At 73.6% G+C, this 15,500-nt stretch carries 10 protein-coding genes; 2 read left to right on the forward strand and 8 right to left on the reverse strand.

Annotated features, from left to right (window positions below; genetic code table 11):
- Positions 1-37 precede the first annotated feature (37 nt).
- The 8 genes from E1300_RS12830 to E1300_RS12860 form a co-directional block, all read right to left on the reverse strand.
- Positions 38-1,198, reverse strand: coding sequence for a VWA domain-containing protein (locus E1300_RS12830; RefSeq protein WP_131757205.1), 1,161 nt, complete (start codon positions 1,196-1,198; stop codon positions 38-40).
- On the reverse strand, positions 1,195-3,624 hold the full coding sequence (locus E1300_RS12835) for a DUF5682 family protein (protein ID WP_131757206.1): 2,430 nt from the start codon (positions 3,622-3,624) through the stop codon (positions 1,195-1,197). The genes E1300_RS12830 and E1300_RS12835 overlap by 4 nt, the downstream gene beginning before the upstream one ends.
- Entirely contained in the window at positions 3,624-4,718 is a 1,095-nt protein-coding gene (locus E1300_RS12840; RefSeq protein WP_131757207.1) for an AAA family ATPase, read from the reverse strand. The genes E1300_RS12835 and E1300_RS12840 overlap by 1 nt, the downstream gene beginning before the upstream one ends.
- Positions 4,711-7,968: a DUF4132 domain-containing protein gene (locus E1300_RS12845; RefSeq protein WP_131757208.1), complete on the reverse strand. Its 3,258-nt coding sequence runs from the start codon at positions 7,966-7,968 to the stop codon at positions 4,711-4,713. Before E1300_RS12845 ends, E1300_RS12840 begins: the two co-directional genes overlap by 8 nt.
- A complete protein-coding gene (locus E1300_RS12850; protein ID WP_131757209.1) occupies positions 7,965-11,288 on the reverse strand; it encodes a DUF4132 domain-containing protein in 3,324 nt (1,107 codons plus the stop codon). Before E1300_RS12850 ends, E1300_RS12845 begins: the two co-directional genes overlap by 4 nt.
- Positions 11,289-11,379: 91 nt before the next feature.
- Complete coding sequence (locus E1300_RS12855; RefSeq protein ID WP_131757210.1) at positions 11,380-11,823, reverse strand: hypothetical protein; 444 nt, start codon at positions 11,821-11,823, stop codon at positions 11,380-11,382.
- A 45-nt stretch (positions 11,824-11,868) separates the two neighbouring features.
- Complete coding sequence (locus tag E1300_RS50000; protein WP_165502810.1) at positions 11,869-12,042, reverse strand: hypothetical protein; 174 nt, start codon at positions 12,040-12,042, stop codon at positions 11,869-11,871.
- Between the two features lie 213 nt (positions 12,043-12,255).
- Positions 12,256-12,702: a hypothetical protein gene (locus E1300_RS12860; protein ID WP_131757211.1), complete on the reverse strand. Its 447-nt coding sequence runs from the start codon at positions 12,700-12,702 to the stop codon at positions 12,256-12,258.
- 779 nt (positions 12,703-13,481) lie between these two features.
- On the opposite strand from E1300_RS12860, the gene E1300_RS12865 reads away from it, so the two are divergent.
- Complete coding sequence (locus E1300_RS12865; RefSeq protein WP_207399686.1) at positions 13,482-14,669, forward strand: alpha/beta hydrolase family protein; 1,188 nt, start codon at positions 13,482-13,484, stop codon at positions 14,667-14,669.
- Between the two features lie 342 nt (positions 14,670-15,011).
- Positions 15,012-15,404, forward strand: a complete 393-nt coding sequence (locus tag E1300_RS12870) for a hypothetical protein (RefSeq protein ID WP_131757212.1) — start codon at positions 15,012-15,014, stop codon at positions 15,402-15,404.
- Positions 15,405-15,500 lie beyond the last annotated feature (96 nt).

The following is a 15,500-nucleotide window of genomic DNA, read 5'->3' on the forward strand; positions in this document are numbered from 1 at the left end:
GCTCCTCGGGGCGGCACCGCGACGGCGGACGCAGCGCTCATCGGCCGATCCTTTCGGCGACGAACTGGGCGAGTTGGCCGGGGGTCATCGCGCCGACGTGGGCGCCGACGTCGGCGAGGCGCTGGCCCATGTTCCGGTCGTAGGAGGGGTTGGCGTCCTCGTCCAGCGCGGCCAGCCCGAGGACCTGCGTGCCCTGCTCGACCAGCGCCTTCACCTCGCGGACGAGCCGTTCCGGGTCGCCGCCCTCGTAGAAGTCGCTGATCACGGCGACGATGGCGCGGCGGGGGTTGTCGACCAGGCCGGCGCCGTAGGAGACCGCGCGGGCGATGTCGGTGCCGCCGCCGAGCTGCACCTTCATCAGCAGCTCGGCGGGGTCGGTGACGTCGGAGGTCAGGTCGACGACGGACGTGTCGAACGCGACGAGGTGGGTGCGGAGGCCGGGCAGGCCCCACAGGCACGCGGCGGTGACCGCGGCGTGGATCACCGAGCCGACCATGGAGCCGGACTGGTCGACCAGCAGGATCATCTGCCACTGCTCGACGTGCCGCCGCGTCCGCGACACGAAGCGCGGGCGCTCGATGTAGAGGCGCCGCTCGTCCGGGCGGTAGTGGGCGAGATTCGCGCGGACGGTGCCGTGGAAGTCGAAGTTGCGGGCGTTCTTGACGCGGCTCGGCCGCCGCGTCCGGGTGCCGTGGAACGCCTCGCGCACCTCCGTCGCGAGCTTCTCCATCAGCTCGCGGACGACCGCTTCGACGATGCGCCGGGCGAGGGCGAGGACCTCGGGGTTCATGAGGTGCTTGGTGCGCAGGACGGCGCGCAGCAGCGCCTGGTCGGGCTGGACGCGCTCCAGCACGGCCGGGTCGGTGACGATCTCGTTGATCTCGTAGCGTTCGACCGCGTCGCGTTCGAGGCGCTCGATCGTCTCCTTCGGGAACAGCCGGTGGACGGCGTCGAGCCAGTCGACGGGGGTGAGCGCGGACGGGCCGTCCCCGCCGGTGCGGTCGTCGGACCGGGACGGCTCGCCCGACCCGCCGCCCCCGCCGCGCCGCACGCCGCGCCGCGCCAGCTCCGGGTCGCGGCCGTAGAGCCAGTCGAGCGCCTGGTCGCGGTCGGCGGCCTCCGCGGTGAGCCCGCCCATGGACGGTTCGGCGGGCGTCCCGAGGACGAGCCGCCACCGCTCCAGATCCGGTGTCGTCATGCGGGTTCTCCCTGGGTCAGGCCCGCGGCGGTCAGGGCGCGGTCCACGCGGTCTTCCAGGGCCCGTGCTTCGGCGATGACCATCGGGGCGGCGGGCGTCCGGAGGAGCGAGCGGCCGGAGCCGCGCAGGCCGCGGCGTTCCAGCAGGGCCTGCGCGATCGCCTCGCGCTCGCGCGGCGGGAAGTACTCGAACGCCTGCCGCAGCGCGGGCAGCGCGACGAGGAAGTCGGCCTCGTCGAGGTCGCCGACCAGCTCGTCCAGGACGGCGAGGACGCCGGTGTCCGCGTCGAGGACCTCTTGGCGGGCCAGCGCGAACAGTCCGGCGAGCCAGTCGCCGAACGTGGCGGGCGCCGCGGCACCGCGAAGCGCCCGAACCGGATCACCCGTGCCGGTGGAGGCGGCGGTGCTGCCGGTTCCGGCGGTGCTGCCGGTGGCGGTGGTTCCGGCGGTGGCGGTGTTGCCGGTGGTGGCCAGGGTGCGGGTCAGGCCGAAGGCGGCGCCGCGGAGGTCGGGCGGGGCCTCGGGGTCGGCGGCGACGCGGCGGGCGACGCCGAGGGCGGCGTCACGGTCGAGGCCGAGGGGGCCGGCGGCGTGCAGCAGCGCGTCGCGGGTCGCGGCCATGGCGCGGAGCCGGTCCGGGTCGGCGGGCGCGGTCGCGCCGCGGACGCCCTCGGCCAGCCACAGCACCCGCGTGACGCACTCCTGCACGACCCGGCCGAACAGGGGGCTGCGGGCCGTCCCGAGGACACGGTCGTGCCGCCACAGGCCGAGGACGGTGTCCAGCGCCAGCCCGAGCGGGCCGAGGTCGGGCGCGCCGCCGATCCGGGTGGAGATGGACGCGGCGATCCGGTCGGCCTGCCCGGCGCAGCCGCACAGCGCGGCGTCGAACAGCACCTCGGCGAGCCGGGCCATGTCGCCGCCCGCGCCGGTGAGGCGTTCCTCCAGCGCGGACACCGCCGCGTCCGCGAGGGTCGGGCCGTGCGCGCCCGCCTCGATCAGCGCGGACGTCCGGCGGCCGCCCGCGTCGGGCGCGGTCACGTGCCAGCGCTCCTCCAGCACGGGGTCGGCGCCGGTCTCCGGGCCCGACTCCCGCACGAAGCCGGGCACGCCGAGGACGCGCAGCCGGTGCAGGGCGCGGCTCCGCGCGAGGCCCCGCTCGGTCGTCAGCTTCAGCGTGAACGTGCCCGCCCGGTCGAGGCCCAGCCGCTCCAGCTCGGCGGCGGCGTCGTGGACGAGCGGCGGCGCCGGGGTGTCGGGGTGCAGGCGGCCGACGCGGTCGCCGCTCAGCGCGGCGACCATCTCGGCGACGGCCGGGTGCGCGCCGGGCGCGAGCGGGCCGCGCGACGTCCACGGCAGCCGCTGGTCGAGGTCGTCGGTGACGAGCGCGGCGACCAGGCCGTCGAGGAGGTCGGTGCGGGCGGGCGCGCGGTGGCCGCGCAGCCGGGTGAGGCCCTCGGTGAGGGTGCGGGCCGCGATCAGGTCGGCGGTGGAGACGGGCTGGCGGCGCTTCCGGAGGCGCGTCACGACCGTCTCGGTGAGCGCCGCCGCGGCGGCGTCGGGTCCGCCCTCCCACAGCCGCTGGTAGTACTCGGGGGACGGCATGCCCGACTGGTAGCCGGTGAACGCGTCCAGCCGCCGGAACGAGTACGGGACGAGGAAGCTGCCGCCGGTCGCGCCGTCCGGGGGCGACGGCACCTCGGGCCACTCCGCTCCCCCGCCCGCCGCGACGAGCGCCCGCAGCGCCGGTGTGTGGAACCCGCCCGTGACGACCACGACGGGACGGTCTCCGGCCTCGGCCTCCGCCGCCCGGATCCATCCCGCCATGTACGTTTCGCGGGCCGTGTCGTCGGCGCCCGCCTCCGCTTCGCCCCGGATCAGGTCGAAGTAGGCATCGAGCCGCGCCGCCAGGCCGTCGCCGCGCCGCCCGGACGGATCGGCGTCCAGCCGCGCCGCCAGGTCCTCCCCGCCCTCGGCGGGGAGGTCCGTGGCGTCGATCTCGAAGAGGTGGTCCCAGAGGACGTCGGTGTTGTCGACGGCGAACGTCCGGCAGAGGCGCTCGACGGCGTCGGCGTAGCGGCGCTCGGCGTCGGCGTAGCGGTTGCTGCGCTCGGCGAACGCCGGATGCCAGGCGGGGAGGTCGATGAACATGACCTCGGCGCCCGCCGCGTCGCCCGCGTGCAGCGCGACCCATTCGGGCGAGTACGCGCAGAACGGCGACCAGGACGCGTGGACCCGTTCCGCGTCCCGGTAGTAGCTGAAGATCGCGATGGGGGGTTCGTGGCCGAGGAGCAGCTCGTCGAGCCGGTCGCCGACGTCGGCGGGCCCCTCGATCAGCACGAACGCCGGGTCCAGCCGCTCGATCTCGGCGCGGACGAGCCGCGCGCACGCGGGGCTGTGGTGCCGGACCCCGAGGAACGTGACGGCCATCAGCCGGGCAGCAGGTGCCGGGCGGCGTGCAGGGCCTTCCACTGCTCGCCGTCGCGGCGGGACGCCTGCTGCTCCAGGTAGCGGCGCAGCCGGGACAGGTCGTCGGGGCTGTCCTTGGCGGCCGTCCCGGCGAGGCATTCGACGATGTCGGCGGCGCCGCCGGCCTCGCCGCGCAGGAACCAGCCGCGGACGCCGACGGCGTGCGCGACCGACACGGCCTCGGCGGTGCTCATCACCGCCGACAGCCGGTCGAGGGTCCGGCCGTCCTCGGTGGCGGCGTTCCGCAGCTCCCGGAACGTCGTGACCAGCACCTCCAGGACGTCGCGGCGCGGCGCGACGGCGACGCCGCTGCGTTCCAGGAGCCGCGCCGCCTCGGCCTCCACGAGGTCCAGCTCGGTGCCGAAGTCGGCGATGGGGAACACGGTCTCGAAGTTGAAGCGGCGTTTCAGCGCCGCGCTCATCTCGTTGACGCCGCGGTCGCGGGTGTTCGCGGTCGCGATGACGTTGAAGCCGTCCCTGGCGAACACCATCGACTCCGGGCCGGTCAGCTCCGGGATCGCGAGGACGCGGTCCGACAGCGGCGACAGCAGCGAGTCCTGCACCTCCAGCGGGCAGCGGGTGATCTCCTCGAAGCGGACGATCCTGCCCTGCGCCATGCCGTCCAGCAGCGGCGCCGGGACCAGCGACCGCGTGGACGGCCCCTCCGAGACCAGCAGCGCGTAGTTCCACGAGTACTTGATCTGGTCCTCGGTGGTCGCGGCGCCGCCCTGGATCGTCAGCGTGGACGTGCCGCTGACCGCCGCGGCGATCAGCTCCGACAGCAGCGACTTCGCCGTCCCGGGCTCGCCGACGAGCATCAGGCCGCGGCTCGTGGCGAGGGTGACGAGAGCGCGGTCGATGAGCGAGGCGTCCCCGACGAACTTGCGGGTGACGCCGATCGCGTCGTCGCCGACGATGAACCGCCGCGCCGCCGTCAGGCTGAGCGCCCAGCCGGGCGGGCGCGGGCCGGTGTCGTCCTCCCGCAGCCGTTCCAGCTCGGCGGCGAACCGGACCTCGGCGGGCGGCCGCTGGTAGTCGGTGGTGTCCTCAGCCATGTCCTTCTTCCGGGGAGGTGAGCGCGGTCAGGGTCGCGACGATCTCGGACGCCGCGACGGGGTCGAGGTCGCCGAAGCGCAGCGGGGCGTCCTTGGTGACGCGGAAGTGGTGGTCGTCGGGCTCGATGCCGAGCCATACCCTCTCGATCGTCTGGCGGTCGCCGGTCGCGTCGAACTCCATCGCGGAGATGCCGGGATAGAGGGCGAGCACGACGTGCCGGCCCGGGGTGACGGGATAGGACATCCACATCTCGTTGCCGCCGCCCTGGGGCTCGCCGCGCTGCCAGCCGTGCCGGACGAGGCCGAGGAGCCTGCGCACGTCGACCGTGACGCCCTCGAAGCGGTGCAGGCGCTCGCTCTCGCGCTCGTCGTCCGCCAGCGTGTGGACGGGACGGCTGAGCTGCGGGAACGGCTGGAGGATCTCGTAGTCGGCGAACACCTCCGACCAGGCGGGCAGCGCGTCGCCCAGGGTGAGGGGGTGCGCGACCTCGACCTCCGCCGTGGCGGGGAGGGTGAGAGCGTCGTCGTCGATGCCGGCGAGGGTGCGGTCCTCGGCGATGCGGAACGCGACGCCCCCGCCTTCCGCAGAGTCTCCGAAGGTGATCCAGACGAGGCGGCGGGCGACGTGCCAGGTGAGGGGATGCTCGACGACGAAGCGCTGGAAGTCGTCCGGTGCCCAGCGGCGGCGCGTGGCCATGGCGCTCTCGAAGCGGCGGAGCAGCCCGGCCGCGACCGTCCGGACGTCCTTCTTCAGCGCGGTGAACGCCTGGTGCGCGGCGGGGGCGAGGACGGGGTCGTCCTTCGCGCCGGGCTTCGGCAGCGCCTTGCGGGGCTTGCCCTGGTCGTCGGTCACGTAGGGCTTGAGGTGCTCGTCGAACCCGACGGTGAACACGCGGGGGCCGTAGTCGAGCCGCAGGGTCCCCGCCGCGTCCAGGCCGAAGGTGGGGACGAGGCGGTCGGCGAGCTGGTCAGTGCCGAGGCCCAGCCGGTCCGCGACCTCTGCGATCTTCTCCTGCGCGCGGGTCTTGAGACCCTGGAACTTGACCTTCTCGGAGATCCCGTGGAGGTGCATCAGCGCCACGTCGGTGCCGATCTCGGCGAGGACGTCCAGGCCGTTGACGGCGTACTTGTGGCCGCCCTCCCCCGGCCAGGCGCGGATCACGGGCGTGAGTCGGCGCACGGTCCCGTCGTCGCCGGTGCGGCCGAGCTGGGTCAGCGCCCAGCCGTCCTTGGACGGGGCGCCCATGTCCCGCCACTTCTGGAACAGCGCCCAGCCGAACTCGGCCAGCGAGGCGGTGTCGCAGACGGCCTTCACCTCGTCCGTCCCGTACGAGACGGGGAGCGCGGTGAGCTGGATCAGGCGCGCGGTCGCGTCCGGCGGCAGGGCGGCGGCGCGGTCGCGGAGGAGCACCTGCGGCAGGACGGCGGGATCGGCCCAGTCGCCGATCTTCGGTGGCTTGACCAGCCCCGTCTCCGCCGGATGGGCGCCGAGGAGCTCGCCGATCGCGTCGGCCGCGTCGTCGCCGAAGGCCGCGCGGGCGGCGGCCGTCACGTCCCCGCCGATTTCGCGGAGCGCCTGCTCGGCGGCCCGCTGCGGTTTGGGAGCCTTCCCGAGCGCCGCCGGGACGAGGTACGGGGCCGCAGCGATGCCGTGCCGGTCGAACCAGGCGCGGGCAGTGTCGGCGGTCGCCTTGCGGCCCAGGCCGTCCGCCATCAGCAGGGCGGCGTCGGCGCTCAGGAACGGCATGAGCAGCGGCGCGCACCTGGGCCCCTTCTGAGCGATGCGCACGGCCAGCGGATGGGCGTCCAGCTCGTGCCGGGCGATGAGGAGGCGCATCCACTCGTCGGTGTCCCAGCGGCTCACGCCCTCGAAGCCGCCCAGTAGCGGACGGACCACCTCGTCCGGTCCGTGCACGAGGACCTGGATGATCTGGCTCGTCGAACCGGCGGCCAGGCTCTGCCAGTCGGGCTTCACCGGCTCGCTGATCCTTGACACGTCCGACGCGAGCCACTCGTCGCGCTCGCCGTCCGCCCAGATGATGCGTGCGGCGGGCGGTTCGAGGCCGGTCAGGACGGGACGGCGGAACGTCCGCTCCCACGGAGGGGTCAGGAGGGCGACGGGCAGCGCGTCGTCCGGCGCGGACGGGACGCGGACGGACGCCGCCGCGAGCGGCTCGACGACCTCGCGCACCTCGTCCGGCAGCTCCGGCAGCGCCGCCTGGACGGCCTCGGCGTTCGCCGCGACATGCTCCTTCAGCAGCGCCTCGGCCCCGGACGCCTCCGACGCGGCGAGGAGCCGCAGCGCCCGCACTGGGAACCGCTCCATCGCCGCGACCAGCGCGGGGCGGGCGTGCTTGCGTTCGAGCCGGTCCAGGATGGCCTGGAACGCCGCGTCCGACGGCAGCACGGCGATGGTCTCAAGGTAGATCTTCTGGAGAGGGGCGCCGAGATAGGGCCTGCCGAGGTTGCGGAGCAGGAACGGGAGGAGGTCGGCTCCCATCGCGTCCACCATCGTGGCGAGCACGCCCCGGTTCGCCTCCCGCCCGTCGAGGAGCAGCGGCGGATCGCCGAGGAGGTCGGCCCGGTCGACGGAGCAGAGCATCATCCAGCGGTCCGCGCGCTTGATCTCCTCGTCGGAGGCGAGCTGCTCCTCCAGCCAGTCGCGCCGGGCGGGCACCAGGTAGGTCGCGACCCAGCGAGCCGCCCACGTCTCCCGGTGCGCGGCGAGGCGTTCGACCGCGTCCGCGTAGGAGGCGTCGTCGGCGGCGGCCAGCAGGCACCGGACGCGCCGCAGCGTCTCCGGCTCCGTCCCGTTCACGCCGCTGCCGCGCACGACGCCGAACACCTCGTGGTTCCCGGTGCGGCCCCGCCGCCCGCCCATGCGGCTCAGCTCCAGCGCCGCGCACGCGGCGAACCCGAGGCCGTGCTCGGCGGCCCAGGCGTCCACGAAGATGCGGTGCACCGTCTGCGGGGACTCCCGGACGGTCATCGCGACGATCGTCGCGATCGCGGCGGCGCCGGAGGGGTCGGGCGTGCCGGACAGGTGCCGCCAGGCCGCCTCGGTGAGCTCCTCCGCGCCGATCCCTCCGTCGAGGAACCGCTTCACCGCCCCGTCGGTCCCGTCGATCAGCTTCCGCATCGCCCTGACCGCGGACGGGCCGATCTTGATCTCGGGGCCGGGGGTGCCGCCGCGCCGCGGGTGCAGGGAGCGGCGCCAGGCGTCCGGGATCGTCACGGTGTTCTCGCTCATGCCGCCACCGCCGCGTCGGAGAGGGTGGTCAGGTCGGTGATGATCTCGGACGCCGTGACCGGGTCCAGCTCGCCGAACCGGTGCGGGGTGCCTCTGCTCGGCCAGAAGTCGGTGGGTTCGGTGGCGAGCCACACGTAGTCGAGGCGCTGGTGGTCGCCGGTCGCGTCCACGGCGCCGACCGCGATGCCCGGGTCCAGGTCGATGACGACGTACCGGTCGGCGGCGACCCGCCGCGAGATCCACCGCTCGCCGCCCGCGTCCAGCGGGGTGCCGCGGTCCCAGCCGCGCGCCACCAGGCCGAGGACCTTCCCGAACGGCACCTTCAGCCCCTCGAACCGCTCCAGCCGCCCGCTGCCGCGCTCCTCCTCGGTCAGCACGTGGACGGGCCGCGCGAGCTGCGGGAACGGCTGGAGGATCTCGTAGTCGGCGAACACCTCCGCCCACGCCGCGACGGAGTCGCCCATGAGCACCGGGTGCGCGATGCCAACGCGCGCGGACTCCGGCAGGGTGAACGCCTCGTCGTGGACGTCGGCGAGCGTCCGGTCCTCGGCGATCCGGAACGTGGCGCCGTCCCCGGCCGTCCACACCAGGCGGCGGGCGAGGTGCCGGACGAGCGGATGGCCGACGATGAAGCGGCGGAACTCGTCGGGCGTCCAGCGGCGCTGCGTCACCATCGCCCGCTCCAGGCGGCGGAGCTGGCCGTCCGCGACCGTGCGGACGTCCTTCCTCAGCGCGGCGAACGCCTTCGCGGCGGCGGGCGCGAGCTCCGGGTCGTCCTTCGCGCCGGGCTTCGGCAGCGCCTTGCGGGGCTTGCCGCCCTCGTCCGCGACGAGCGGCTTGAGGTGCTCGTCGAACGTGACGGTGAAGCGGCGCGGCCCGTAGTCGAGCGTGAGGCTCCCGTCCGCGTCGAGCCCGAACTCCGGGACGAGCCGGTCGGCGAGCTGCTCGGTGCTGAGCCCGAGCTGCTCGGCGACCTCGTCGATCCGCTTCCGCGCCTCCGCCCTGAGGCCCTTGAACTTCACCTTCTCGGCGATGCCGTGCAGGTGCATCAGCGCCACGTCCGACCCGATCTCGGCGAGGACCCCGAGCGCCGCGACGGCGTACTTGTGCCCGCCCTCGCCCGGCCACGCGCGGATCACCGGAGTCAGCCGCCGCACGGTCTCGTCGTCGCCGCTGCGGCCGAGCTGCTCCATCGCCCACCGGTCCTTGGACGGGCTGCCCGCGTCCCGCCAGCGGCGGAACAGCGCCCACCCGAACTCGGCCAGCGAGTCGGGGTCGCAGACCGTCCGCAGGTCCTGGAACGCCAACCGGTCGGACACGGCCATCAGTCCGATGAGGTTGCGCGCCGCGTCCGCCGGAAGCGCCCGCTCCCGCCCGGCCAGCAGCACCTGCGGCAGCCCCACCGGGTCGGCCCAGTCACCGGTCTTCGGCGGCTGGACGAGCCCCGTCGCCAGCGGATGCGCGACCAGCAGCTCCTCCACGGCCTTCGCCGCGGCCTCGCCGTGCGCGGCCAGCGCCGCGGCGACGACGGGCGCGATCCCCTGGGACGCGGCGACGTGCCGCAGCGCGTTCCCGGCGTTCCGCGCCTGCTTCGCCTTCTTGCCGAGCGCCGACGGGACGAGCAGCGGCACCGCCGCCAGCCCGTGCCGCCCGAAGTAGGCGCGGCCCGCGTCGCGGCTCCTGTCCTTGGTGAGCCAGTCGGCCGCGAGGAGCGCCGCGTCCTCGTCCAGGAACGGCAGGAGGGGCGGGTAGCAGGTCTCCGGGAACGCCTCCGCCCTGCGCCTCGCGACGGGCCCCGCGTCGAGCTCGAACCGGGCCACGAGGTAGCGCATGATCCGGTTGCCCCCCGTCCCGGGATAGCCGGCGTAGTCCGCCAGCCGCGGCCGGATCAGCTCCACGGGCCCATGGAGCATGAGCGGCAGCGGCGCGGGACCCCGGCCGCCGGCCTTGTGTCCCTCGATGAGCTGCTCCAGCTCGCCGCTCTCCGGCTCCTTGACCCCGGGTCCCTCGTCGAGCCAGCTCTGGCGCTCGCCGTCCAGCCACGCCATCGCGGGCGCCGGAACGCTGAGGCCGATCACCACGGGACGCCGCGCGTCCAGCCACACCGGCGACGCCAGGACGGACGGGACGTCCTCCGGCTCCGCGTCCGGCACCGGCACCATCGACGCCGCGAGCGGCTCCACGACCGCCCGCGCCTCCTCCGGCAGCTCCGACAGGATCGCCGGGACCGCGGCCGCGTGCGCGCGCACGTGCTCGGCCAGCAGCTCCGCGGCCTGCGCCGACCGCGCGACCGGCAGCAGCCGCAGCGCCCGCACCGGGAACCGCTTCATCGCCTCCAGCAGCGCGGGCCGCGCGTGCTTCACGCCGATCCGGTCCACAAGCGCCTGGAACGCCTCGTCCGTCGGCAGGACCGCGATCGTCTCCAGGACGCGCTTGCGATCCGCCGCCTCGATGTGCGCCTCGTCGGCGTTCTGGACGAGGTACTCCAGGGCCCCGGCCCCCACACCGTCCACGAGCGTGGCAAGGAGGCCCCGCGTCGCCTCGCCCCAGTACAGCCCGTCCGCAAAGATCGGGGCCTTCAACTGCTCCGGCTTCCCCACCGCGCACAACGCCATGGGCCGCACCGGGCGCCAGTACGCCGGGAACGCGCCCGCGCAGCACTCGTCCACCCAGTCCTCGCGGGTCGGCACCAGATAGGACACGAGCCACCGCGTCGCCCAGTCCGACCGTTGCGCCGCGAGCCGCTCCACCGCGTCCGCGTACTCGCCGTCGTCCGCGACCGCGAGCAGCCCCCTGATCCGCCGCGCGAGCTCGTCCGCCACCTCGACGACGTTGTCCTTGTCCCGGTGGACGGCGCCCACCCACGTCCCCGTCGCATGGGCCGACAGGACCCCGGGCGCGATCCAGTCACCGCCCACGACCCGGTCGCCGACCGTCCGCCCCAGCTCGACCAGCGCGGACGCGGCGAACGCGACGCCGTGCTCGACCACCCACGCGTCGGCGAACACCCGGTGCACCTCGTCCTTGCGGCGCGGCATCCCCAGGACCGTCACCGCCGCGACCACCGCCGCCCCGGCCGGGTCGGGCTCCCCGTCCAGATGCCGCCGCGCGGCCTCCGTGAGCCCCTGGTCGCCGTGCTTCCCCTTCAGCAGCGACGCGACCGCCCCACCGGTCTCCTCGACGAGCCTCCGCGCCGCCTCCGGCGCCCCCACGTCCACCGTGACCTCCGGCCCCGGCGCCCCGCCGCGCCGCGCGTGCAGCGCCCTCCGCCACGTCTCCGGCAGCACCAGGAGGTCCTCGTCTAAAGCGTGATCGTCCATGCCCCCTCACGGTAGAGCAGCGCCCCGACAAACCACCCCCGAACACCACACACCAGCAGCCCGCCTCCCGGACGCCACGCCCCGCCCGCCGTCACCTCGGGCTCTTCCACTTGATCTTCACCCGCTCGGGATCCGACGCCGCCTGGACGCAGGCGAACTGACGGTGCTTCCTGGCGGCGCGCAGTTCCCGGGCGTCCAGCCTCTCGCGGAACTTGACATCCAGCGGCGCACCCCTCACCGGGAGGACGCGTGCCCGGATCTTGTAAATGGTCTCCTTGTTCACCATCACGTGGGTGTCGTCGAGGTCGAGCACCGTGGCCGTGCACTCGATGGTCGGCTCATCACCGGAAACCCCCTCCGACTCACCGGGAATCGCCATGGAGACACCGCCTACCACAGTGAAGATGAGGCCACCCATGATGAAGCCAGTGCTGGTCGAGACGCTTTTCTTCTTCCGCTTGAGCCTGACCGTGACGACGATCCCCCCGATCAGGAAAGGGATGCCGATCATCGCGAACAAGAGACCGGCGAACATAGGCGATGCCTTTCAGTCAACGGATGGAGCAGAACTCGGGAATGATCACCTCGGGCTCGTCCACTTGATCTTCACCCGATGGGGATCCGACACCGCCTGGACGCAGGCGAACTCGCGGTGCCCGCCGACGGCGCCGGCCTCCAGCGCGTCCAAGTACTCGTGGATGACGACCTCCAACGGCGCGCCCTCCGCCGGGACGACCCGCGCCCGGATTCGCATCCCGCGATGGTGCAACCAACGGCTTCGAAGAGGCTCTCGCGTTTCCCCTCGGACCACCGGACCGCGAGGACGATCCCGGCGCCCAAAAGGGGCAGGCTGATGAGCAGGATGAGAACACCGGCGAATGCCATGTTTCCCCCTCCATCCACCCGTACGACAGGCTTCCCTCGCACACCAAAAAGCCAGGAAATACCTAACAGGGCGCGGGAAGGATCATCTCGGGCTCGTCCACTTGATCTTCACACGCTCGGGATCCGACGCCGCTTGAACGCAGGCGAACTTTTGGTGCCCGCCGACGGCCCCGGCCTCCCACGCGTCCAATCTCTCGCGGATGACGACCTCCAAAGGCGCGCCCTCCGTCGGGACGACCCGCACCCGGATCTTGTAGAGGTGCTCCTTGTTGAGCGAGATGTGAGCGTCGTCAGCGTCGAGCACCGTGGCCGTGCATCCGATGGTCGGCTCACCGTCAGAGACCCCCTCCGACTCGCCCGGAATGAACAGGAAGATCCCACCCACGACGATGAACAGGCATCCTCCGACGATATGAGCAACGGCATCGAAGACATCTCTGCGTTCCCGCTTGCGTCTGACCGTGGAGACAATCCCAAGGATCAAAAGAGGTAGGCCGATGAGCAGGACAAGCAAACCGTAGAACGCCATGCTGACCCTTCAATCCAGCCGCACGGCAAGGTTCCCTTTTGACAACAGAAGGCCAGGAAAGGACCTCTTCACAGGCGGCGTCACGGAGATTAGCGAGATCGCCCTCCTCGTCACATCCGTCACATGGCCTGCCTGCGTACGTCATGGCGAGCAGGTCTATAGGCGTGCTCTCGGGGGGTGATCGGACTCCGGACGTTCCCCGGGCGGAAACCGCCGCCCGACACCGACTCCCGCAAGGTGCTGCATGCCGCGCTGGAGGACGCCGAACAGCTCGGCGACATCGTTCCCGACCCGCTGGAGCTGGCGCGCCCGGATGCCGGCGCACCCACCGACACCACGCCGCTGGATCTGCGCCGACCGGGCCCGCGCCCTGCTGGGGCGGCGCTCCAACAGCGACTGCGGGGTGGCATCCACGACCGGGCCGGCGTATCCCGGGCGGCGTCGCGGTCGGGCTGCCCCGCCGGTGTGACCATCACCGCGAGCCATCATTGCTTGCGGCCCTGCGCCTTCGTGCCCGTGGATCGTGCGGGGGTCCGGGTGAGGGGTCGCTCATTCAGGCCGGGCGCGCTGTTGTCGGCGCGGCATGACCGGTGGGGCTAGCCATACCCGAAGACTCCGGTCCGGCCCAGTGCTTCCTTCGCCGGACCGCCGGTTGTATGGACGCGTCTCGCGTAGGCGGGACGCGCCGTCCGCACCCGGACCGAGCCCGCAGGAGAGCCATGAGCCGCGCCATGCCCCGCTCACCGATCCGACGAGTCCTACGGCCGCCACTGGCGGCCTTGCTGGCGAGTGGCCTGCTGGTCGCGAGTCTGGGAACGGCGAAGGCCATGCCCGTGGCGGCGGGCTCAGGGCCCGCTCCCTCCCCGCAGGTCCAGTTCACGCTGCCCGCCCCTACCGGCCACCAGCGCGTCGGCACGGTGTCGCTGCATTTGGTCGACCGGTCCCGACCCGACCCCTGGGTGCCCGCTCAGCCGGACCGCCATCTCATGATCCAGATCTGGTACCCGGCCGCCACCGTCCGCGGACACCCGAACGCGCCGTGGATGACGCCCGCCATCGCGCGCGCATACGAACGGCTCAACAACCTGCCCGTCCTCAACTGGCCGACGACCGCCGGGCACGTCGGCGCTCCGGTTCAGCGGCGCCGGGCGGGGTGGCCCGTGCTCCTGTACTCCCACGGCCTGGGCGGGTGGCGCACGGAGGCCACCGCCCTGATCGAGGACCTCGCCAGCCGCGGCTACGTCGTCGTGACCATCGACCACACCCACGACGCGTTCGCCGTCGAGTTCCCGGACGGACGCCTGGAGCCCTCCGCCATCCCCGAACTCACCGACGACAACGAGGTCGAGCTGACCACCAAGGCGGTCGAGGCCCGCGTCGCGGACACCCGGTTCGTCCTCGACCAACTCGCCGCGCTCAACCGGGGGCGCGACCTGGACGCCGACCACCGGCGACTGCCGCACGGCCTGCGAGGCGCGCTCGACCTGGCCCGCGTCGGGATGTTCGGCCAGTCCGACGGGGGCACCACCACCGCCGCGGCCCTGCACGACGACTCCCGTCTCACCGCCGGGATCAACCTGGACGGAACCCTGTGGACCCCCGCCGCCGTCGCCGGCTCCCGTCGTCCGCTCCTGCTGTTCGGCAGGCAAGAGGAAGACGCCGGGAGGGACGCTTCCTGGGCGACGTTCTGGGCCAACCAGCGCGGCCCGAAGCTGCGACTCAAACTCGCCGGGGCGGCCCACGACACCTTCCTGGACTTCGCCGTGCTGCTGCCACAGGCGGCTCCCATCCTCGGCATCCCGCCGGACGAGGTGGCCAAGGCGGCCGGCACGATCGAGGGGCGACGCGCGGCCGCGGTGGTGCGCGCCTACGTCAGCGCCTACTTCGACCGATACCTGCGCGGCAGGCACAGCGACCTGCTCGACGGACCGTCGTCCCGGTACCCGGAAGTCAGATTCGCCCCCTGACCCTGCACAATTTCCGGACGGAAACTCCCACCCGCCGCCGGTCCAGCCTCGTCCGGCTGGCCTGGGTCAGCGGTGAGCGCGCACGCCAGGCGGCGGAACTGCTCGGCGACCCCGTGTGGACGGCCGTCGCCGCGTTCGGCCGCGCCCACGCCCGTCCCTCGGCCAACCGGCCCCGCGCGCTGATGACCTTGGACCGCGTCGCCGACGCCGTCGAGCCGCACGTGGGCGACGACCGCTTCGCGCGCAAGGTGTACGCGATGCTTCGGTTGTCCGCCGCGCTAGCTTGCGAGGTCGGCGGCGACCACGCCGGGACGCGCGAGCACGCCGCCGAGGCGCGCGCGCATGCCGCCGAGGCCGTCCCGCATCGCCGAGCCTCTCGGCGACCGGCCGGACCTCTGGGAGCTGTTCGGCCCCGCCAACGTCGCCGTCTGGCGCGCGTCCCTGGCCGTGGAGGCGGGTGAGCCCGGCGAGGCCCTCGCCCACGCGGACCGTGTCGAACCGCGCGCCCTCGCGGACCGCGTCGAACCGCGCGCCCTCGCGCCCGGCAACCGCCGCGCCGCACTGCTCATCGAGCGGGCCCGCGCCCACGCCATGCTCGGACGCGCCGCCGACGCCGTCCGCGAGCTGCGAGCCGCCGAGCGCCTCTCCCCCAGCCAGATCCGCAATCACCCCCTCGTCAAGGAGCTGGTCGGGGGCCTCCTCCCGCGCGCCCGGCCCGCGATCTGCGCGGGCTAGCGTGGCGGATGAACCTCGTTTCCGGACGGAAACTTCCGCCCGCCTGAGCGGCCTACGCTGCACCGCCCTACCCGTCTCCCGCCGATCACTCCTGGT

The sequence above is a fragment of the Actinomadura fibrosa genome (assembly GCF_900659615.1).
GTDB lineage: Bacteria > Actinomycetota > Actinomycetes > Streptosporangiales > Streptosporangiaceae > Spirillospora > Spirillospora fibrosa.